Below are 21,024 nucleotides of genomic sequence, written 5' to 3' on the forward strand. Positions count from 1 at the left end.
GGCGAAGCCCCGCCTTTCAGGGGCGCGGGGAACTGCGCGGCCAGCCACACCCGGGCAGCACCGTGACGAGCCGCGCAACCCCCACGGCCACCAACAGCCCCTGATACGGAACGAGTTCCACCAGCCCCGCACCGACCGCGAGCCCCACCGCGTTCGGCGCGAACAGCAGCGTGTGCGCGGTCGCCGCCGTACGGCCGAGCAGCGCATCCGGAGTCTCGCGCTGCACCGCCGTGAGCGCCGCGATCAGCACGCACGGCAGCCCGGCCCCCACCGCCACGGCCGAGCCGAGCGCCACCGCGTCGTACGGGAGCGCGCGAGCCGTCACGGCCACGGCGGTCAGCGCGATGCCGTACCGCGCGAACCGGCGTTCGCCCAGCCGGCGCAGGAGCGGCCCCGCGGCCGGACCGATCGCCACCGAACCGGCGCCCTGGGCGACGTACAGCAGCCCCACGTACGCGGGGGAGTGGCCGAGGCCCTCCGCCACCGCGTAGACCGTCGCGCCGTTGACGCCCGCGAAGAGCATCGTCGTGCCGCCGGCGAGGACGAGCGGGCGCAGGACCGCGTGGCCCCGGAGAAAGCGGGTGCCCTCGACGGTCCGGGCACGCCATCCGTCGGTGCCCTCCACGAGGCGCGGCGGCGGCTCGTGGACGCGCAGGAGTGTGTAGAGGCCCGCGGCGAGGACGAAGGTGACGGCGTCCAGGAGCGCGACGCGCGCGCCCCCGTACGCCGCGTACAGGCCCGCTCCGGCGAGCGGGGCGATCAGTTTCATGCCCTCGTTGGCCGTCATCCGCAGCCCGTTGAAGTCGCCGAGGAGCCGCTGGTCGACGGCGGTGGCCACCAGCGCCGCCTCCGCCGCGTCATGCACGACGCCCGCCGCCCCGTACACGAGGAGCACGGCGAACAGGATCCACAGGGTGCCCGGTGAGCCGACCGCGCAGAGTGGCAGGAGGAGCGCGGCCAGGCCCAGGTTCGTCCACACCAGCAGCGGTCGGCGGCGGGTGCGGTCGGCGAGAGTGCCCAGGGCCGGGCCGATCAGCGTGGGCGCCCACAGGGCGAAGACGCAGAGGGCGGCCAGGCCGTCCGAGCCGGTCAGGTCCTTCACCCAGATCCCGGCCACCAGCCACATCGCCGACGAGCCGAAACCGGAGACCACGACTCCGCCCAGGTACAGGGCGGCGTCGCGGTCCCGCAGGACACGGACCACCGCCCACGCCGGGCGGGCCGCCGGGGTCGTCCGCGGTGCCCGCGGCGCTTGTTCCGTCATGCCTGGTCATCGTGGGGCTAAGGCCCCGGGGCGGGGATCGGGCAGGTGCCTTAGACGGGGTACGCGGCAGGGGTGCCGGGGGACGGCCTCCGAGGGACCCTCTAAGGGACGGTGACGACGAGTTTGCCCCTCGGGTGGCCCTTCTCCAGATGGCGGACGGCCTCGGCGGTCTCGGCGAGGGGATAGGTGCGGTCGACCGGCGGGACGAGCTTGCCGCTCTCGGCGAGGTCCTTGAGGGCCAGCAGGTCCTCGCGGCGGGTGACGGCGACGAGGCTGCGGAGATTCTGCCCGGTGAACGGCGAGAGCAGCACGGCCCGCAGCCCGCGGCTCAGCCCGCCGAGCAGCGCGGTGCCGCCCTCGCCGCCGACGATCACGAGGGTGCCGCGCGGGGCCAGGACACGCCGCAGCACGGGCAGCGGACGCTGCCCCGCGTTGTCGACGATCACGTCGTAGCGGTGCGGGTGCGGGCCGTCGCCGATGTCCTCGGTGGTGTAGTCGATGACGTGCGCCGCGCCCTGGGCCCGTACGAAGTCCGCGCCGCCGGGGCCGCAGACACCGGTGACCTCGGCCCCGTACATCGTGGCGAACTGGACGGCGTAACAGCCGACGCCGCCGGAGGCGCCGATGACGAGGACCTTCTGGCCAGGCTTCGGGCGGGCCGGGCCGCTCAGGGCCTGGCGGGCGGTCGTGGCCGACACGGGCAGGGCGGCGGCCTGCTCGAAGGGGAGACCGGCCGGCTTGAGGACGACCTTGGCGGCCTTGGCACGCGCGAACTCGGCGAACGAGCCCTCGCAGTTGCCGAAGACCTCGTCGCCCGGCTTGAAGTCGGTCACCTTCGCGCCGACGGCCTCGACCCGTCCGGCGCCGTCCCAGCCCTGTACCGGATTCCTGGGCCTGCGGAGCCCGAGGGCGACGCGCGCCACCAGCGGGCGGCCCGTCATGAAGTGCCACACCTCGGGGCCGAGGCCGGCCGCGCGGATCTCGATCAGCACCTCGTCGTCGCGGGGGACCGGACGCTCGATCTCCCGCAGTTCCAGCAGATCCGCCGATCCGTAGGCATTCTGGACGATCGCCTTCATGGCGTGGCTCCCCTCGTGGTCCCCGGCTCCGGGAATCCCGGCAGTCCCGAGCATTCCGGCAGTCCCGAGCATTCCGGCGGGGCGAACGCCTGGCCAGATTCCTGAGCACGATCGTGGGAGGAGAAGCGATGAGTTTCCGTACGACCGACGGTCTACCCCCTGACGACCCCGAGACGGACCCTGATCACCCCTGATCACCTCCTGATGACCCTGTGACGAGAGGAACCCACCATGGGCGACGGCGAGAGCACCGCGACGACCCTCGACCTGGGGCCGCAGGCCCTGATCGTGGCGCGCATCGCGGACGCGGTCCGCGAGGACCAGCTGGAGGACGCCACACCGTGTCCGGACTACGCGGTACGCCATCTGGTCGGGCATCTGACCGGACTCGCCGCGGCCTTCCGCGACGCCGGACGCAAGGAGCTGGGGGCCACGACGGACACCCCGCCCACCGCCGGGCTGCCCGACCTGACTCCCGGCTGGCGCGCCGAACTGCCCAAGCTGCTGGTCGAGTTGGCCGAAGCCTGGCGTGACCCGGCCGCGTGGACGGGGCAGACACGGGCGGGCGGAGTGGATCTGCCCGGCGAGATCGCGGGCATCGTCGCCACCGACGAACTCGTCGTGCACGGCTGGGACCTGGCCCGCGCGACCGGACAGGAGTACGTGCCCGACGAGGCGGCCCTGCGGGCGGCGTACGGGATGCTGGCCGCGTCCGTGGACGACCCGTCGCGCGGCAGCATCTTCGGCCCGGTGGTGGCCGTCCCGGAGGGTGCGCCCCTGCTGGACCGGGTGATCGGGCTGAGCGGACGGGACCCGGGGTGGCGGGCCGCCGTCGGGGAGCGCTGAGGGGATCTCCGGACCTGGGCCTCAGGCTCCGGGCCTCGAACCCCGGTTCTCAGGCCCCGGGCAGTTCGACCGTGACGAGCAGCCCGCCGGCGGGGCGCGGGGTCAGGGCGAGCGTCCCGTCGTGTGCGTGGGCGATGGTCCTGACGATCGCCAGGCCGAGGCCGACGCCCCCGTGATCGGTGTGGACGCGTTCGGTGCCGCGCCGGAACGGCTCGGTGAGGGTCGAGGCGAGCTCCGGGGAGATCCTCTCGCCGGAGTTCTCGACCGTGAGCACCACACCGCCGGGCCGGACGTCGGTCCGCACCCACACCCTGCCCCGGTCGGGCAGATTGTGGACGATCGCGTTCTGGACGAGGTTCGTGGTCAGCTGGAGGAGCAGCGCGTGCGATCCGGTGGTGGGGGTGATGTCGCCTCGGGTCTCCAGGGCGACGCCCCGCTTCTCCGCGAGCGGCAGGAGCGTCTCGGCGGCCTCCTCGGCCAGCAGGGACAGGTCGACGTCCTCACGGGTGAACGTCCGCTGCTCGGCGCGGCCGAGCAGGAGCAGTGCCTCGGTGAGGTCGATGGCCCGGGTGTTGACGGCGTGGAGGCGTTCGATGACCTCGCCGCTGTCGTGGTCCGGATCGGAACGGGCCACATCGATGAGGGCCTTCGAGACCGCCAACGGGGTGCGCAGTTCGTGCGAGGCGTTCGCCGCGAACCTCCGCTGTTCGGCGACGTGTTCTTCGAGCCGGCCCAGCATCGTGTCGAAGGCGTCGGCCAGTTCGCGGAACTCGTCCTTGCGACCCGGCAGCCGGATGCGGTGCGAGAGCGCCCCGGCCGAGGCCAGCCGGGTGGCGCCGGTGATGCGGGTCAGCGGGGCGAGCATCCGGCCCGCCAGGACCCACCCGCCGACCAGGCCGAACACCAGCAGGAACGCCAGCACGGCGGCCGCCCGCGGAGCGAACTCGCGCAGCAGGGCGGACCGGATGGGAAAGACCCCGTTCATGGCGCCGTCGTCGGCGTTGATGAGCATCGCGCGGTCGGGGACGTACCGCAGGAGGAACAGCCACACCGCCGCGAGCAGCAGGACACCGGCGAGCATGAGGAAACCGGCGTAGCTGAGGGTGAGCCTGGCGCGCACGCTCAACCCGGGGGCCCTATCCACGCTCGTCTCCGTCACGTTCGGCATCTCCTGCCTCCGGTCGTGGCTCGATGCGGTAGCCGACGCCCGGCACGGTGGCGATGATCCAGGGTTCGCCGAGCCGTTTGCGCAGGGCCGAGACCGTGATGCGCACGGCGTTGGTGAACGGGTCGGCGTTCTCGTCCCACGCGCGTTCCAGCAGCTCCTCGGCGCTGACGACCCCGCCCTCGGCGGCGACGAGGACCTCCAGCACGGCGAACTGCTTCCTGGTCAGCGCGACATACCGGCCGTCGCGGTACACCTCGCGGCGGAACGGGTCCAGACGCAGGCCCGCGATCTCCCGCACCGGCGGCCTGCTGTGGGCGCGTCTGCGGTCGAGCGCTCTGAGCCTGAGGACGAGTTCCTGGAGGTCGAACGGCTTCGTGAGGTAGTCGTCGGCGCCCAGCTCGAACCCGCTGGCCTTGTCGTCGAGACGGTCGGCGGCGGTCAGCATCAGGATCGGCATACCGCTGCCGGAGGCGACGATGACCTTGGCGATCTCGTCACCGGACGGCCCGGGGACGTCCCGGTCGAGTACGGCGATGTCGTACGCGTTGACGCCCAGCAGTTCCAGCGCGGTGTCGCCGTCGCCCGCGATGTCCGCCGCGATCGCCTCCAGGCGCAGACCGTCGCGGACCGCTTCCGCCAGATAGGGCTCGTCCTCGACGATCAGCACACGCATGTGCTTGAGGCTACGAGGCGACACCTATCGTCGGCGTATCGAAAACCGGATACATGCGGGCAACATCGCGCCGCCTTCACTGGCGGCATGACTCGAAACCCACCACCCGCGCGCTTACCGACCCGCCGGATCCGCCCGCTCCTCCTCGTCCTCGTGGCGGGCGCCCTGACCGGCGTCGTGGCAGGCGTGGCGGCGATCGCCATGGCCCTCGGCCCGCAGTCGCCGATGTCCTGGTTCTCGTCGAAACCCCCGGTGAAGCCCCCGGCGAAGTCCTCGGTGAGGTCCTCGCTCTCCTCGGCCGACGGTGTCGTCCCCGACGGCGTGACGGTCTTCGACGACACCCTCGACGCCGTGACGAAGCTGGATCCGAAGCTGCTCGACGCCCTGCGCCGGGCCGCGACGGCCGCCGCGGCCGACGGGATCGAGTTCTACGTCAACAGCGGCTGGCGTTCCCCGGAGTACCAGAGCCGGCTTCTGCGCGAGGCGGTCGCCGCCCACGGTTCCGAGGACGAGGCCGCCCGATGGGTGGCCACCCCGGCGACGTCTCCGCACGTGTCGGGGGACGCCGTCGACATCGGGCACCCCGACGCCGCGAAGTGGCTGTCCGAGCACGGCGTCGACCACGGGCTGTGCCAGATCTACCGGAACGAGCCCTGGCACTTCGAACTGCGGACCCGGGCGATCGGCCGTCGCTGCCCACCCATGTACGCCAACCCCACCGAGGACCCGAGGATGCAGCAGTGACCGACAGTGAGCCGGGACGGACGATGACACAGGCCGACGCGGCTGACGTGACCGACCCGGCTGACGCGACCGACCCGGTGGGCACGACGGCCGGGCCCGTTGTCCGCCGTGCGATCCGCGCCGTTCTGCGCCCGGACCTCTGGAAGCGCCCGGACCCCTGGAAGCGCGGCCCGGTGCTCACGGCCCTGGCGCTGCTCCTCGGCCTGACCCTGCTGCTGCACGCGAGCGTCCCGAACCGGATCGGGAACCTCGGCAGCCTGGTGGAGACGTTCCTGCCCTGGTCCGGCCTCTTCGTCCCGGTGCTGCTCGCCGGGGCGCTGTGGCGCCGCTCCGCCTCCGCCGTGGTCGCGCTGCTGCTGCCGGTCACGGCGTGGCTGAACCTCTTCGGCGGGCTGCTCGGCGACAGGTCCCAGCCGGGCGGCGACCTCACCGTGGCGAGCCACAACGTCGGCGCCGCCAACCCCGATCCGGCCGGCACCGCCCGCGCCCTGGCCGCCTCCGGCGCGGACGTGCTGGCGCTGGAGGAGGTGACCCCGCAGGACCGGGGCACGTACGAGAAGGGGCTGGCGCGGGCGTACCCGCACCACACGGTGCTGGGCACGGTCGGGCTGTGGAGCAGGCTGCCCCTGTCCGACACCCGGCCGGTCGACATCAGGACGGACGTCGGACCGCTGGCGAGGACCAAACCGGCCGACGCCACGACGGCCGAGAACCGGGCGCTGCGTACCACGGTGGCCACCGGGCACGGGCCGCTGGCGGTGTACGTGGCCCATCTGGGATCCGCCCGGGTGAACCCCCGGTCGGGTTTCTGGACGGACTCGCGCGACAGGAACGCGAAGGCGCTCGCAGAGGCCGTCGCCGCCGAGCCGAACGAGCGGGTGGTGCTGCTCGGCGATCTGAACGGCACCCTGGACGACCGCGCGTTCGCCGGGCTCACTTCGCAACTGCACTCGGTCCAGGACGCGGCCGGGGACGGCTTCGGCTTCACCTGGCCGGCGGGTTTCCCGGTGGCGCGCATCGACCAGATCCTGGTCCGCGGAGTGGAGCCGAGGAGCGCGCGGGTGCTGCCGTCCACCGGCAGCGACCACCTGCCGGTGGCGGCCGCGATCGACTGGTGAACCCACGGCCGCCGGACGGCGACCACAACTTCTTTTGTCGGAAGCATTGACGAAACACAGAGGCGCTTCTAGCTTCATCGCGTCGTACTTCGTACGTCATATATGAGACGCGATACGCGAGATCAGATACGCGAGCTCTCGATCCCTGAGGGCTCCGCGCCACCGATCCGTGCCACCGAGAGGCGAGCATGACCTCTGTGCCCACGCCGATCCCCTCCCGCACGCAGTTCGTGCAGGAGGGGATCAAACACCGCATCCTCACGGGGCAGTTGACCCCGGGGCAGCCCCTGGTCGAGACCGAGCTGGCCGCACAGTTCGGGGTGTCCAAGACCCCGGTGCGCGAGGCGCTCAAGACCCTGGCCGGCACCGGGCTCGTGGTGATGAACCAGTACAAGGGCGTCACGGTGCGCATGGTGGACGCGGACATGGCGCGCGAGGTGTACGACGTGCGGCTGCTGCTCGAACCGGAGGCCCTGCGGCGCTCCGTCCTGCGCGGCACCTCCCTCGACACGGCGCGTGAGGCGCTGGAACGCGCCGACGCGGCCACCGACACCGCCCAGCGGTCCCTCGCCAACCGCGAGTTCCACCGCTCCCTGTACGTCCGCTGCGGCAACCCGCTGCTCGGCCGGATGCTCGACGAGGTCCGGGACCAGGCCGCCCTGGTCTCCGCGGTGGCCTGGGCCGCCGACCCGTCCTGGGAGCGCGAGGCCGCCGAGCACCGGGAGATCCTGCGGCTCGCCCTCGAAGGCGACTCGGACGGCGCGGCGCGCGCCCTGCACTCGCACATCGCCTCGTTCGTGCAACGGGCCTTCCCCGAGGCCCAGGGAAAGGGTGAGCAGGAATGACCGCGACCACGACCACGTTCGAGGCCCAACGGGCCGCCCTCGCCGACGTGGTGGCGATCCCCGTGACCCCGTTCGCCGAGGACGGCTCCATCGACAGGGACGTGCACCGCGCGCTGCTGCGCCGGGCGCTCGACGGCGGCGTCCGCATCGTCACCCCGAACGGCAACACCGGCGAGTTCTACGCCCTCAGCCCCGAGGAGCGGCGCCTGGTCACGGAGTTGACCGTCGACGAGGCGCGGGGCCGGGCCACCGTCCTGGTCGGCGTCGGGCACGACCTGCCGACCGCCGTCGCCTCCGCCCGCCACGCCCGGCAGCTCGGGGCCGAGATGGTGATGGTCCATCAGCCCGTGCACCCGTACGTGTCGGAGGACGGCTGGGTCGACTACCACCGGGCGATCGCCGAGGCCGTCCCCGAGCTGGGCGTGGTCCCCTACATCCGCAACCCGGTGCTCGCCGGCGCTCGCCTCGCCGAACTGGCCGACGCCTGCCCGAACGTGATCGGTGTGAAGTACGCCGTGCCGGACGCGGCCCGCTTCGCCGCCTTCGCCCGGGACGCGGGGCTCGAACGCTTCGTATGGGTGGCCGGGCTCGCGGAGCCGTACGCGCCCTCGTACTTCTCGGCGGGCGCCACGGGCTTCACCTCCGGTCTCGTGAACGTCGCCCCGGCCGTCTCGCTGAACATGATCGAGGCGCTGCGCTCCGGCGACTACGCGGGCGCCATGAAGGTCTGGGAGCAGATCCGCCGCTTCGAGGAACTGCGCGGGGCCAACGGCTCCGCCAACAACGTGACGGTCGTGAAGGAGGCCCTGGCCTCGCTCGGCCTGTGCCGCCGGGACGTCCGCCCGCCGAGCAGGCAGCTCCCCGAGTCCGAACGGGCCGAGGTCGCCGCCATCGCCGGGGGGTGGTCCATATGACCGACGTCAGCCCGTCGACGCCCGAGGGCGGTGAAAGCCGGGCTCCGGAGCGGCAGTTGCGCAGCCACCAGTGGTACGGCACCGAGGGCCTGCGCTCCTTCAGCCACCGCGCCCGCACCCGTCAGCTCGGCTACCTCCCCGAGGAGCACCTCGGCAAGCCGGTCATCGCGATCCTCAACACCTGGTCCGACATCAACCCCTGCCACGTCCATCTGCGCGACCGGGCCCAGGCGGTCAAGCGGGGGGTGTGGCAGGCCGGCGGCTTCCCCCTCGAATTCCCGGTGTCGACGCTCAGCGAGACCTTCCAGAAGCCGACCCCGATGCTCTACCGCAACATGCTCGCGATGGAGACCGAGGAACTGCTGAGGTCGTACCCGGTCGACGGGGCCGTCCTGATGGGCGGCTGCGACAAGTCCACGCCCGCGCTGCTGATGGGCGCCGCGTCCGTCGACCTGCCGACCGTGTTCGTGCCCGCCGGTCCCATGCTGCCGGGGCACTGGCGCAACGAGATCCTCGGCTCCGGCACCGACATGTGGAAGTACTGGGACGACAAGCGCGCCGGGCTCATCGGCGACTGCGAGATGACCGAACTGGAGAGCGGTCTGGCGCGCTCGCCGGGGCACTGCATGACGATGGGCACGGCGTCCACGCTCACCGCGGCGGCCGAGGCGCTCGGGGTCACCGTGCCCGGCGCCTCCAGCATCCCCGCGGTCGACTCGGGGCACGACCGGATGGCCGCCGCCTCGGGGCTCAGGATCGTCGAACTGGTCCGCAAGGGCCGCACGTTGTCGGACATCCTCACCCAGGAGGCCTTCGAGGACGCGGTGACGACCGTCCTCGGACTCGGCGGCTCCACCAACGCGGTGATCCACCTGATCGCCATGGCGGGACGCGCCGGGGCCCGGCTCACCCTCGACGACTTCGACCGCATCGCCCGTACGGTGCCGGTCCTCGCGAACGTACGGCCCGGTGGTCAGAGGTACCTCATGGAGGACTTCCACTTCGCCGGCGGACTGCCCGGGTTCCTCTCGCGCATCACCGATCTGCTGCACCTGGACCGGCCGACCGTCTCGCACGACACCCTGCGCGAACAGCTCGCCTCCGCGCAGGTGCACGACGACGAGGTCATCCGCACCCGGGAGCACCCCGTCGCCACCGAGGGAGGCGTCGCCGTCCTGCGCGGCAACCTCTGCCCCGACGGCGCGGTCATCAAGCACATCTCCGCCGAGCCGCACCTGCTCAAGCACACCGGCCCCGCGGTCGTCTTCGACGACTACCGGACCATGCAACGCACCATCAACGAACCGGAGTTGGGCATCACCGCCGACACCGTACTGGTGCTGCGCAACGCGGGCCCCAAGGGCGGTCCGGGCATGCCCGAGTACGGGATGCTGCCCATCCCCGACCATCTGCTGAAGCAGGGCGTACGGGACATGGTGCGGATCTCCGACGCCCGGATGAGCGGCACGAGTTACGGCGCCTGTGTGCTGCACGTGGCACCGGAGTCGTACATCGGCGGGCCGCTCGCCCTGGTCCGCACCGGTGACAGCATCACGCTCGACGTCGACGCGCGTTCGCTGCAACTGAACGTGGACGAAGAGGAGTTGGAGCGGCGGCGGGAGCAGTGGACCGCGCCGCCCGAGCGCTTCGAACGCGGCTACGGCGCGCTCTACAACGACCAGATCACGCAGGCCGACACCGGCTGCGACTTCGCCTTCCTGGCCCGGCCGGGCAAGGTGCCGGACCCGTACGCGGGCTGATCCGTACCACCCGGGACCGCTACGCACTTCGCGGTCCGGCCTCCGCACACCGTACGTGAAAGCGCTTGCCATCAAGATCGCGCGCCCGTACCACCGGCTCGATCCGTACGACCTTGATCCGTACGACCGGTTCGACCCGCACCACCGGCTCGACCCGCACACCCGAGAACGGAGAACAGTCATGGCACAAGCCGCAGCCGTGGCGAAGCAGCCCGCGCCACCGAGGCGGCGCCGTGGCTCGGCGACGCCCCGCAGGCTCCCGTATCTGCTGATCGCCCCGGCGGGACTGCTGATGCTGGGCTTCATCGCCTACCCGGTGCTCAGCGTCTTCTACTACAGCCTGCAGAACTACAACCCCACCAAACCGTGGCGCAACGGCTACGCGGGCTTCGACAATTTCACCCGCATCTTCACCGAGGACCCGCAGTTCTGGGACACGCTGATCTTCAGCGCCAAGTGGGTCGTCGTCGAGGTCGGGCTCCAGCTGCTGTTCGGCCTGGCCCTCGCGCTGATCGTCAACCAGACCTTCGTGGGCCGCTCGCTCGGCCGCGCCATGGTCTTCTCGCCCTGGGCCGTCTCCGGTGTGCTCACCTCCGCGATCTGGGTCCTGCTCTACAACTCCCAGACGGGCATCACCCGTTACCTCGCGGACATGGGCATCGGGGAGTACGGCACCAGCTGGCTCTCCGACACCTCCACGGTCTTCCCCGCGGCGGTGGTCGCGGACCTGTGGCGCGGTGTCCCCTTCTTCGCCATCCTCATCCTCGCCGACCTCCAGTCCGTGTCGAAGGACCTCTACGAGGCCGCCGAGGTCGACGGCGCCAGCCGCCTGAGGCAGTTCCTGCACATCACCCTGCCCCACCTCAAGGACGCGATCATCCTCTCCACGCTGCTGCGCGCGGTGTGGGAGTTCAACAACGTCGACCTGCTCTACACCCTCACCGGCGGCGGACCCGCGGGGGAGACGACGACCCTCCCGCTCTACATCGCCAACACCAGCGTCGACGCGCACAACTTCGGCTACGCCTCGGCCCTGACCACCGTCGCGTTCGTGATTCTCCTCTTCTGCTCGATGGTCTATCTGCGGCTGAGCAAGTTCGGAGTGGGTGGGGACAAGTGATCACCAAGGACATCGACACCATCACCGTGGCCGAGCGGTCCGCACCGGTGGCCGACGAACCGCCGCAGCGCCCCCGCAAGGGCAGGCGCGCCTGGGACGAGGCCCCGCGCTGGCAGATCTACCTCCCGCTCGGCATCTACCTCGTCTTCACCCTCGTCCCCTTCTACTGGATCCTGCTCTTCGCCCTCAGGCCGACCGGCTCCACCTCGCTCGTGCCCTGGCCCATGACGTTCGAGCACTTCGACAAGGTGTGGAACGACCGCAGCTTCGGCACGTACTTCGAGAACAGCGTGTACGTCGGTCTCGCCACGCTCTTCATGACGACGCTCGTCGCGCTGGCCGGCGGCTACGCGCTGGCCCGCTTCGACTTCAGGATCAAGCGCGCCTTCATGCTGGCGCTGCTGTGCTCGCAGTTCGTCCCGGGCGCGCTGCTCCTGGTGCCGCTGTTCCAGATCTTCGCCGAACTGCAGATGATCAACTCGCTGGGCAGTGTCATCATCGCCGAGACCGTCTTCCAGCTGCCGCTGTCGATGATCCTGATCAGCGGGTTCATCCGGAACGTGCCCTACACCCTCGAAGAGGCCGCCTGGGTCGACGGTTGCAACCGCTTCACCGGCTTCCGGGTCGTCGTCCTGCCGCTGCTGCGGCCCGGACTGATCGCGGTCGGCTCCTTCGCCTTCGTGCACTCCTGGAACCACTTCCTGTTCGCCCTGATGTTCCTCAGCAACCAGGAGAAGCAGACGATCCCCGTCGGCCTCAACAGCCTGATGAGCGCCGACAGCGTCGACCTCGGCGCACTCGCCGCCGGCGGCATCATCGCGGCCGTACCCGTCGTGATCGTCTTCGCCTTCATCCAGAAGTGGCTGATCACGGGCTTCAGCGCCGGGGCGGTGAAGGGATGAGCGACCACGGGGGACCCCTTCCCGTCGTGCTCGCGGGCGCCCGCGGACACGGCCGCTGGCACCTGGAGAACCTCCGCCGCCTCCAGGACAAGGGCCTGGTGCGGCTCGCCGGGATCTGCGAGCTGACCCCGCTCACCCCGGAGGAACTGGCCGGCTTCGCCGCGGCCGGCGAACTCCCCGAGCAGTCGGCCGACTTCGGGGCCCTGCTCGATTCCACGGGCGCCGCCGTCGCCGTGATCTGCACACCGATCCCCACCCACACCGACCTGGCGCTGACGGCCGCCGCCCGGGGCGTGCACCTGCTCCTTGAGAAGCCGCCCGCCCCGTCCTACGCCGAGTTCCGCCGCATGGCCGACGGGGTCGCGGCGGCCGGGGTGGTGTGCCAGATCGGCTTCCAGTCGATGGGCTCGCACGCCGTGCCCGCGATCCGCGAGCTGATCGCGAAGGGCACCATCGGCCGCGTGGACGGCATCGGCGGAGCCGGGGCCTGGGGCCGCCCGCAGGAGTACTACCGCCGCGCCCCCTGGGCCGGACACCGCAGGCTGAACGGGGCCGACGTCGTCGACGGCGTCCTGACGAACCCCCTGGCCCACGCCGTGGCCACCGCCCTCGCCCTCGACGGCGCCACCCGCGCCGAGGACGTCGTCGGCATCGAGACCGAACTGCTGCGCGCCAACGACATCGAGTCCGACGACACCTCCTGCGTCCGCGTCACCACCACGGGCGGCAACCGCATCACCGTCGCCGCGACCCTGTGCGCCGAACACCCCGACGAGCCCTACGTCCTCGTGCACGGCAGCAGCGGCCGCATCACCTTCTGGTACAAGCAGGACCGCGTCCTCGTCCAGCGCTCGGGGCACGGCCCGCAGGAGCTCACGTACGGCAGGACCGATCTGCTGGAGAACCTGGTCGAGCATCTCGAAGGCCGGGCCCCGCTGCTGGTCGCCCCCGACGAGACGGGCGCCTTCATGAAGGTCGTCGAGGCGATCCGGCGGGCGCCGGACCCGGTAGCGCTGCCCGACGAGGCCTGGTACCTCGACGCCGACGAGAACCGTCGGGTCGTGCCCGGGGTCGACGGACTCGTCGCGGCCGCCGCCGACACCCTCGCCCTCTACTCCGAGCTGGGCGCGTCGTGGGCACTGTCGAAAGAGGTGAGCACCTGATGACCAACGAGTCGCTGGTCCTGCGCGTCGCGGGCCGCCCGGTCGGCCGCTACACGGCCCGGCCCGAACTGGCGCCGACGCTGTCGCCCCGCCCGTACCTCCATCCCGTCACCACCCTGGCCGGCACGGCTGTCACCGAACTCAGCCCCGCCGACCACCTCCATCACCTCGGCGTCGGTGTAGCCGTTCCCGACGTCGAGGGTCACAACTTCTGGGGCGGGCGCACCTTCGTACGCGACCAGGGGCCGACCGAGCTGGACAACCACGGCTCCCAGCGGCACACGGCGTTCCAGCTGCGGGACCCGGACGGCTTCGTGGAGGAGCTGCGCTGGGTCGCCGCAGGGGCCGAGCTGCTGCGGGAGCGGCGTACCGTCGCCGCGACCGAACTCACCGACACCTCCTGGGCGCTGGACTTCACCTTCTCGCTCACCAACACCACCTCCGGACCGCTGTCGATCGGCAGCCCGGCGACCAACGGCCGCCCCGGCGCGGCCTACGGCGGCTTCTTCTGGCGGGCCCGCAAGGAGGCCGAACCGCCCGCGGTGTTCACCGCGGACACCGAGGGTGAGGACGCGGCGCACGGCACCCGCGCCGGCTGGGTGGCGCTCGCGGGGGACGGCTGGACGCTGGTGTTCGCCGGGGCGACCGACCGCACCCGCCGCGACCCGTGGTTCGTGCGCAGCACCGAGTACCCGGGCGTCGGCTCGTCCCTGGCCCACGAGGAGCGGCTGCCGGTCCCGGCCGGGGAGACCGTCGTACGCCGGGTCGTCACCGTGGTCGCCGACGGCCGGCTCGACCGGGCCGAGGCGGCGGCCCTCGTCCGAAAGGCAGTGAGCCCATGAGCGACCAGGACAAGCCCGCCTTCACCGCCGACCTCGGCGACGGCACGTACCGCAATCCGGTCCTGAACGCCGACTGGTCCGACCCCGACCTCCTGCGCGTCGGCGACGACTACTACCTGACCGCGTCCAGCTTCGGCCGGGCCCCGGGGCTGCCGCTGCTGCACTCCCGCGACCTGGTCAACTGGACGCTGATCGGCCATGCGCTGCAACGCCTGGAGCCCGCGCGGGAGTTCAGGAAGCCCCGGCACGACTGCGGCGTCTGGGCACCGGCGTTACGGCATCACGACGACCGCTTCTGGATCTTCTGGGGCGACCCCGACCACGGCGTCTTCCAGGTCAACGCGCCCGAGATACGCGGCCCTTGGACCCGCCCCCACCTCATCAAGGCGGGCAAGGGACTCATCGACGCGTGCCCCCTGTGGGACGAGGAGAGCGGCGAGGCGTACCTCGTGCACGGCTGGGCCAGATCCCGCTCCGGCATCAAGAACCGGCTCACCGGACACCGGATGCGGCCCGACGGCACCGGCCTGCTCGACGAGGGCAAGCTGATCGTGGACGGCGACCGCATCCCCGGCTGGTTCACCCTCGAAGGGCCGAAGCTGTACCGGCACGACGGCTGGTTCTGGATCTTCGCCCCCGCGGGCGGGGTCGAGACGGGCTGGCAGGGCGCCTTCCGCTCACGCGGCTTCTTCGGCCCGTACGAGGAGCGGGTCGTCCTGGAACAGGGCGACACCGACGTCAACGGCCCCCACCAGGGCGGCTGGGTCACCACCCCGACCGGCGAGCACTGGTTCGCGCACTTCCAGCAGAAGGGCCCGTACGGGAGGGTCGTCCACCTCCAGCCGATGCGCTGGGGCCGGGACGGCTGGCCGGTCATCGGTGACGAGGGCACCCCCGTCACCGTGCACCGCAAGCCCGGGCTGCCGCCGCAGCCGCTCTCCGCGCCCGCCACCGACGACGACTTCCCCGGCGGGCGGTTCGGACGGCAGTGGCAGTGGACCGCCAATCCGCAGGACGGCTGGGCGACCCAGCACTCCGGCGACGGACTGCGGCTGAGCTGTGTGCGCTCGGCGGACGCGGACGATCCGCGCAAGCTGGCGAACGTGCTCACCCAGCGGCTGCCCGGCACCCCGTGCACCGTCGAGGTCGAGCTGCGGCTCGACGCCGAGGAACCGGGCGCACGGGCCGGACTCACCGTGCTGGGCGACGCGTTCAGCTGGATCGGGCTCGAACGGGGGGCCGACGGGACGGTCCACCTCGTGCACCGGTTCGGCGACCCGGTCGCCGAGCGGGAGCGCGACGCCGCGCATCCGCGGATGGCACCCGAGGGACGGGCCCGGCTGCGGATCGAGGTGGGAGCGGGGGCGCGCTGCCGCTTCTCGTACGACCTCGGCGGCGGCTGGGAGCCCTCGGGACAGGTCTTCGCCGCCACCCCCTGGCGCTGGGTCGGCGCCCTGCTCGGCCTCTTCGGGGTCGCGCCGTCCGGCGGGGGACACGCCGGGGCGGCCACCTTCACGCGGTTCCGCGTCACCGCCCGCGAGACCGGCGGTGGCACGGGTGGTGGCATCGGCCGGGGCACCGGTCGCGGCACAGACCGCAGCACCACCGCGCCACCTGTCTGAACGCACCACGTCATCACCGTTGTAAGCCTGTGGGGAGCCGCAATGACGCACTTCCGGAGCAAGCGCTTGCCGAGACCGGGGCCGGAGCCCGAGTCGGGATCGGGGCCGGGGCCCGGCGCGGGCCGGGTCCTGGTCACGGTCGCCGCGCTGGTGGCCGTGCTGGGGCTGGGGACCCTGGCCCCGGCCGAGGCGGCTTCCGACAGGTACCCGGCCTGGGCCGCCGACACCGCGCACGGTTTCGCCTCGCTCGAAGGCGGTACGACGGGAGGCGCCGGCGGCCAGGTCGTCACCGTGACCACCCAGGCGGGCCTGGAGCGCTACGCGGCGGCCGCGGAGCCGTACGTCATCCGGGTGGCCGGGACGATCACGGCGGAGCCGTTCGGCGCGAACATCGCCGTGGCCTCGGACAAGACGATCATCGGGGTCGGCACGACCGGTGAACTCGTCCAGGGCGAACTGCACCTGGCCCCCGGCACCCACAACGTGATCATCCGCAACCTGACGATCCGCGACTCCTCCGTCGAGGGCGACTGGGACTGCAAGGACACCGACTTCGACGGCATCCAGATGGACACCGTTCACCACGTCTGGATCGACCACAACCGCTTCTCGCGGATCTGCGACGGGCAACTCGACATCCGCAAGGACAGCGAGTACGTCACCGTCTCCTACAACCGCTTCGAGGACAACAACAAGACCTTCGGCATCGGCTGGACGCCGAACGTGAAGACGCAGATCACCATCGACCACAACTGGTTCCGCGGCACGAAGCAGCGCAACCCGTCCGCCGACAACTGCGCCTTCGCCCACCTCTACAACAACTACATGACCGCGCAGGCGGACCCCGGCGACCCGGTGTGGACGTACGGCAACTGGTCCCGCGGCGCCACCAGGATGGTCATCGAGAACAGCTACTACGACGGCGTCCAGCACCCTTACCAGGCCGATGCCACCGCCGAGTTGGTGCAGCGCGGATCGATCCTCAGGAACACCACCGGGCGGCACGAGGAGTGGGGCGCCGCCTTCGAACCGCGGGACTTCTACGCGTACCGGCTCGACCCGGCGGCGGCCGTCCCCGGGCTGGTGTCCCGCTTCTCCGGGCCGCAGCCACTTCGCTTCACCGCTACAGCGACACAACCCTCGTTGGATCCAGAAGAAGAGAGCCGATCATGAAGAGCAGCATTCGAAGCAGCGGTATTCGCAGCAGCAGAGGAGCGCGCCGCTCCGCGGCCGCCGTCGCCGTGAGCGCCGTCCTCGCGCTGACCGCCACCGCCTGCGGTGACGACGGCAGCGGTTCGTCGGGCGACAAGGGCGCCGAGGGCAGTGGCAAGGGCGAGATCACCTTCTGGGACAACAACGGCGGTGTCCGCACCGACATCTGGAAGGAGATCATCGCCGACTTCGAGAAGGCGAACCCGGACATCGACGTCAAGTACGTCCCGATCGCCGCCACCGAGTACCAGTCCAAGGTCGACACCTCCATCCAGGCCAAGGGGCTGCCGGACGTCGGCGGTGTCGGCGCGGCGATGCTCGCGGGCTTCGCCGCGCAGAACGCGCTGGAGCCGCTGGACGACCGCCTCGGCAAGTCCTCCCTGAACGGCAAGCTCAACGAGGACATGGTCAAGTCGCTGAAGGCCGCGGGTGGCGGCGGCGCCGACGACAGCACGCTGTACTCGGTCCCGACCTCCGCCAACAACGGCGTGCTCTACTACCGCACCGACCTGTTCACGTCGGCCGGCCTGGACGCGCCGACCACCTGGGACAAGTTCTACGACTCCGCCGACAAGCTGACCGACAAGGACAAGAACGCCTTCGGTTACACCATCCGCGGTGGCGCCGGTTCCATCGCCCAGGCACTGGACGCGATGTACGGGCAGTCCGGCATCACCTCGTTCTGGGACAACGGCAACGAGAAGACCACGGTCAACGACCCGAAGAACGTGGCGGCCCTGGAGAAGTACACGGCCCTCTTCAAGAAGGTCACGCCGGCCGCCGACCTCAACAACGACTTCACCAAGATGGTCGCGCAGTGGGACTCCGGCACGATCGGCATGCTCAACCACAACCTGGGCTCCTACCAGGACCATGTGAAGGCGCTCGGCGCCGACAAGTTCCGCGGTATTCCGCAGCCGATCGGGCCCGGCGGAAAGCGTGTCCAGGTCTCCAACCCCGTGGACGGTCTCGGCATCTTCAAGACCTCCAAGAACAAGGACGCGGCCTGGAAGTTCATCGAGTTCGCCACGGAGAAGGCGCAGAACTCCAAGTTCAACGAGTCCGCGGGGCAGGTGCCGTCGAACACCGACGCCGCGAAGGACGCGTGGGTTTCGAAGGCGGAGCCGACGAAGCTGGCGGCCGAGGCGTTGACCGACGGTTCCACGACCATCGTGCAGTTGCCTTACTACCTGCCCGACTGGAACACCATCTCGAAGACCGACAATGAGCCGGCCTTCCAGAAGGTGCTGAACGGGTCGCTGAGCGAGAAGGAGTTCCTGGACACGTTGGCCGATCAGCTCAACACGGCGCAGACGGAGTGGAACGAGCAGAAGGGTTAACCCTGGCCGGGGTTGGCTTGCTGGTCGGGGTTGTGGGGTGACTGCGGGGCCGTCGTGGCTGGTCGCGCAGTTCCCCGCGCCCCTGGATGTTCCGCGCCCCTCGAAAGTCCGCGCCCCGAGAGATGAAAGGCATTCTGACGTGAGTCTCAGTCGTAGACAGGTCGCCGGTGCCGCGTTGGCCGCCGTTCCGCTCGCCGTCGGTGGGACCGGGCCCGCTGTCGCCGCCTCGCAGGGGCGGGCCCGTGGGCGCACGCTCTTCATCGCCGGTGACTCCACCGCCGCCCAGAAGTACGCCGACGCCGCGCCCGAGACCGGATGGGGAATGGCGCTGCCGTTCTTTCTGCGGGAAGGGCTGGCCGTGGCCAACCACGCCGTGAACGGGCGGAGTTCGAAGAGCTTTATCGACGAAGGGCGTCTAGACGTCATTCTCGCCGCCGTCCGGCCCGGCGATCTCCTGCTCGTCCAGTTCGGGCACAACGACTCCAAAATCGCCGATCCCACGCGGTACACCGAGCCGTGGACGACGTACCAGGACTATCTCCGGCAGTACGTCGACGGGGCGCGGGCGCGGGGAGTGCGGCCCGTGCTCGCCACGTCCGTGGAGCGGCGGAAGTTCGACGCCGACGGGAATGCCGTGGCGACCCACGGCGACTATCCGGCGGCCGTGCGGGCCCTCGCCTCGGAGGAGGGGGTGGCGCTGCTCGACATTCAGGCGCTGTCGATCGCCCTCTGGCAGGAGTTGGGGGTCGAGGAGACGAAGAAGTACTTCAACTGGACCGACGTCGAGCAGGACAACACGCATTTCAATCCGCCCGGGGCGATTGCCGTGGCCCGGCTGGTCGCGGGGGAGTTGTTGCGGCGGAGGGTGCTTCTGCCGCGGGATGTCCGGCGGTTGGGTGAAGTGATTCCCGAATCGTGGATCAGTTGGCCTGAAGCCTGAGCCGGCGGTCGGCTCGTTCGTACGTGCCGGTCCGTCGTGGCTGGTCGCGCAGTTCCCCGCGCCCCTAAAAGCAAAAGATTGCGCCGTTCCCCGCGCCCCTGGGCGACTCGCTCCACTCTCTACTGGAAAGGAACCGTAGCTATGCGCTCTTCTGTATGGCATGTCCATGCCATAACAGTCTTCGCCGGATGCACCGCGTTCGCTCTCGGTGCGACAGCGACCGTCGCCCATGCCCAAGCCGGACAGGCGGCGCAAGTCCGCGATCTCGGGCGGGAAGTCCTTGCCGCCGGGGACGGGTGGGGGGCCGAGGGGGCCGGGACCACCGGAGGTTCGGCCGCTGACGCCGCGCACGTCTACACCGTCACCACCTGGGACGCGTTCAAGGCCGCGTTGCAGGCCGGCGGGGACGCGCCGAAGATCGTCAAGGTCAAGGGCGTCATCGACCCGGTCGCCGAGGGATGTGCCTCCTTCGCGGCCCCCGGCTACGACTTCGACGCCTATCTGGAGAAGTACTCGCCCGAGAACTGGGGCCTGGACACCGACCTGTCCGGGGAGCCCGCCGACAGTCCCGAGGGGCTGCGGGCCGCCTCCGCCGCCGGTCAGGACGCCGCCATCAAGGTGAACGTCCCCGCCAACACCACCATCGTCGGCGTCGGCAAGGGCGCCGGCATCAGAGGTGGCAGCCTCCAGATCAAGGGCGTCGACAACGTCATCCTGCGCAACCTCACCATCGAGGCCCCGCTGGACTGCTTCCCGCAGTGGGACCCGACCGACACGGCGACCGGCGCCTGGAACTCCGAGTACGACGCGGTCGTCGTGTACGGCTCCACCCATGTGTGGGTCGCCAACAACACCCTCACCGACGGCCGTTACCCGGACAGCACCCTGCCCACGTACTTCGGCCAGACCTACCAGCAGCACGACGGCCTGCTCGACATCGTGCGGGGCGCCAACCATGTGACCGTGTCCTGGAACTCGGTCGAGGACCACGACAAGACCATGCTCATCGGCAACAGCGACAGCGCCGGAGCGACCGACACCGGCAAGCTCAAGGTCACCCTGCACCACAACAGGTTCGAGGGCGTCGTCGAGCGGGCGCCGCGTGTCCGCTTCGGGCAGGTCGACTCGTACAACAACCACTTCGTGGTGGGCGAGGGGCAGTCGTACGGCTACACCTTCGGCGTCGGGATCTCCTCGCAGCTGTACGCCTCCGACAACGCGTTCTCGCTGCCCGCCGGTGTCAGCGCCGCCAAGACCCTGAAGAAGTGGAGCGAGGCGCCGCTCACCGCCGAGAACAACTACGTCAACGGCCGCAAGACCGACCTCATCGCCGTCCACAACGCGGAGATCCCCGCCGAGACCCTCCAGTCCGGCGCAGGCTGGACGCCCACCCTGCGGACCAGGGTCGACCCGCCGCGTGCCGTGCCCGGCATCGTCGACGGCCGCGCGGGCGCCGGAAAGGTCTGCTGACC

Annotated in this window: 18 protein-coding genes and 1 pseudogene; 15 read left to right on the forward strand and 4 right to left on the reverse strand. The window is 70.9% G+C overall.

All coding sequences use genetic code 11. The features are described 5' to 3' along the window. Positions 1 to 16: 16 nt before the first annotated feature. Together J8N05_RS17205 and J8N05_RS17210 are read right to left on the reverse strand one after the other, a co-directional pair. Positions 17 to 1,264, reverse strand: a complete 1,248-nt coding sequence (locus J8N05_RS17205) for an MFS transporter (RefSeq protein WP_210883771.1) — start codon at positions 1,262 to 1,264, stop codon at positions 17 to 19. A gap of 101 nt (positions 1,265 to 1,365) precedes the next feature. Beyond that, positions 1,366 to 2,343, reverse strand: a complete 978-nt coding sequence (locus J8N05_RS17210) for an NAD(P)-dependent alcohol dehydrogenase (RefSeq protein WP_210883772.1) — start codon at positions 2,341 to 2,343, stop codon at positions 1,366 to 1,368. A gap of 231 nt (positions 2,344 to 2,574) precedes the next feature. Between J8N05_RS17210 and J8N05_RS17215 the strand changes: the two genes are divergently transcribed. Next, the gene (locus J8N05_RS17215) at positions 2,575 to 3,189 is read left to right on the forward strand and encodes a TIGR03086 family metal-binding protein (RefSeq protein WP_210883773.1); all 615 of its coding nucleotides are present in this window, start codon (positions 2,575 to 2,577) and stop codon (positions 3,187 to 3,189) included. 49 nt (positions 3,190 to 3,238) lie between these two features. Here J8N05_RS17215 and J8N05_RS17220 read toward each other — a convergent pair whose 3' ends face one another. Both J8N05_RS17220 and J8N05_RS17225 read right to left on the reverse strand, forming a co-directional pair. Further along, positions 3,239 to 4,333 (reverse strand): sensor histidine kinase, encoded by a 1,095-nt coding sequence (locus J8N05_RS17220; protein ID WP_210883774.1) that lies wholly within the window; start codon positions 4,331 to 4,333, stop codon positions 3,239 to 3,241. Continuing rightward, a complete protein-coding gene (locus J8N05_RS17225) occupies positions 4,326 to 5,030 on the reverse strand; it encodes a response regulator transcription factor (protein WP_210883776.1) in 705 nt (234 codons plus the stop codon). Before J8N05_RS17225 ends, J8N05_RS17220 begins: the two co-directional genes overlap by 8 nt. 87 nt (positions 5,031 to 5,117) lie before the next feature. Here J8N05_RS17225 and J8N05_RS17230 point away from each other — a divergent pair, with 87 nt between their 5' ends. The 14 genes and pseudogenes from J8N05_RS17230 (at position 5,118) to J8N05_RS17295 (ending at position 21,022) form a co-directional block, all read left to right on the forward strand. Then, on the forward strand, positions 5,118 to 5,774 hold the full coding sequence (locus tag J8N05_RS17230) for a M15 family metallopeptidase (RefSeq protein WP_210883777.1): 657 nt from the start codon (positions 5,118 to 5,120) through the stop codon (positions 5,772 to 5,774). After that, positions 5,771 to 6,892, forward strand: a complete 1,122-nt coding sequence (locus J8N05_RS17235) for an endonuclease/exonuclease/phosphatase family protein (protein WP_247706306.1) — start codon at positions 5,771 to 5,773, stop codon at positions 6,890 to 6,892. Before J8N05_RS17230 ends, J8N05_RS17235 begins: the two co-directional genes overlap by 4 nt. Positions 6,893 to 7,080: 188 nt before the next feature. Continuing rightward, on the forward strand, positions 7,081 to 7,737 hold the full coding sequence (locus J8N05_RS17240; protein ID WP_210883778.1) for a GntR family transcriptional regulator: 657 nt from the start codon (positions 7,081 to 7,083) through the stop codon (positions 7,735 to 7,737). Further along, a complete protein-coding gene (locus tag J8N05_RS17245) occupies positions 7,734 to 8,651 on the forward strand; it encodes a dihydrodipicolinate synthase family protein (protein ID WP_210883779.1) in 918 nt (305 codons plus the stop codon). Before J8N05_RS17240 ends, J8N05_RS17245 begins: the two co-directional genes overlap by 4 nt. After that, positions 8,648 to 10,411 carry an L-arabinonate dehydratase gene (gene araD, locus J8N05_RS17250; RefSeq protein WP_210883780.1) on the forward strand — a complete coding sequence of 588 codons (1,764 nt, stop codon included), beginning with the start codon at positions 8,648 to 8,650 and terminating at the stop codon, positions 10,409 to 10,411. The genes J8N05_RS17245 and araD overlap by 4 nt, the downstream gene beginning before the upstream one ends. Before the next feature lie 181 nt (positions 10,412 to 10,592). Continuing rightward, positions 10,593 to 11,531 (forward strand): carbohydrate ABC transporter permease, encoded by a 939-nt coding sequence (locus tag J8N05_RS17255; protein WP_210890230.1) that lies wholly within the window; start codon positions 10,593 to 10,595, stop codon positions 11,529 to 11,531. Between the two features lie 20 nt (positions 11,532 to 11,551). Further along, positions 11,552 to 12,433 carry a carbohydrate ABC transporter permease gene (locus tag J8N05_RS17260; RefSeq protein WP_383937701.1) on the forward strand — a complete coding sequence of 294 codons (882 nt, stop codon included), beginning with the start codon at positions 11,552 to 11,554 and terminating at the stop codon, positions 12,431 to 12,433. Continuing rightward, positions 12,430 to 13,596: a Gfo/Idh/MocA family protein gene (locus J8N05_RS17265; RefSeq protein ID WP_210883782.1), complete on the forward strand. Its 1,167-nt coding sequence runs from the start codon at positions 12,430 to 12,432 to the stop codon at positions 13,594 to 13,596. The genes J8N05_RS17260 and J8N05_RS17265 overlap by 4 nt, the downstream gene beginning before the upstream one ends. Further along, complete coding sequence (locus J8N05_RS17270) at positions 13,596 to 14,438, forward strand: DUF6807 domain-containing protein (protein WP_383937679.1); 843 nt, start codon at positions 13,596 to 13,598, stop codon at positions 14,436 to 14,438. The genes J8N05_RS17265 and J8N05_RS17270 overlap by 1 nt, the downstream gene beginning before the upstream one ends. Further along, positions 14,435 to 16,060 (forward strand): glycoside hydrolase family 43 protein, encoded by a 1,626-nt coding sequence (locus J8N05_RS17275; protein WP_210883783.1) that lies wholly within the window; start codon positions 14,435 to 14,437, stop codon positions 16,058 to 16,060. The genes J8N05_RS17270 and J8N05_RS17275 overlap by 4 nt, the downstream gene beginning before the upstream one ends. A 42-nt stretch (positions 16,061 to 16,102) precedes the next feature. Continuing rightward, positions 16,103 to 17,209 (forward strand): annotated as a pseudogene (locus J8N05_RS17280) (pectate lyase family protein); the annotation flags it as partial. 20 nt (positions 17,210 to 17,229) lie between these two features. Next, complete coding sequence (locus tag J8N05_RS17285) at positions 17,230 to 18,612, forward strand: ABC transporter substrate-binding protein (RefSeq protein ID WP_210883785.1); 1,383 nt, start codon at positions 17,230 to 17,232, stop codon at positions 18,610 to 18,612. A gap of 139 nt (positions 18,613 to 18,751) precedes the next feature. Further along, positions 18,752 to 19,552 carry a rhamnogalacturonan acetylesterase gene (locus tag J8N05_RS17290; protein ID WP_210883786.1) on the forward strand — a complete coding sequence of 267 codons (801 nt, stop codon included), beginning with the start codon at positions 18,752 to 18,754 and terminating at the stop codon, positions 19,550 to 19,552. Between the two features lie 141 nt (positions 19,553 to 19,693). Next, positions 19,694 to 21,022, forward strand: a complete 1,329-nt coding sequence (locus J8N05_RS17295) for a pectate lyase family protein (RefSeq protein WP_210883787.1) — start codon at positions 19,694 to 19,696, stop codon at positions 21,020 to 21,022. The last annotated feature ends 2 nt before the right edge of the window (positions 21,023 to 21,024 follow it).

It is taken from the genome of Streptomyces liliiviolaceus (genome assembly GCF_018070025.1).
In the GTDB taxonomy this organism is placed as follows: domain Bacteria; phylum Actinomycetota; class Actinomycetes; order Streptomycetales; family Streptomycetaceae; genus Streptomyces; species Streptomyces liliiviolaceus.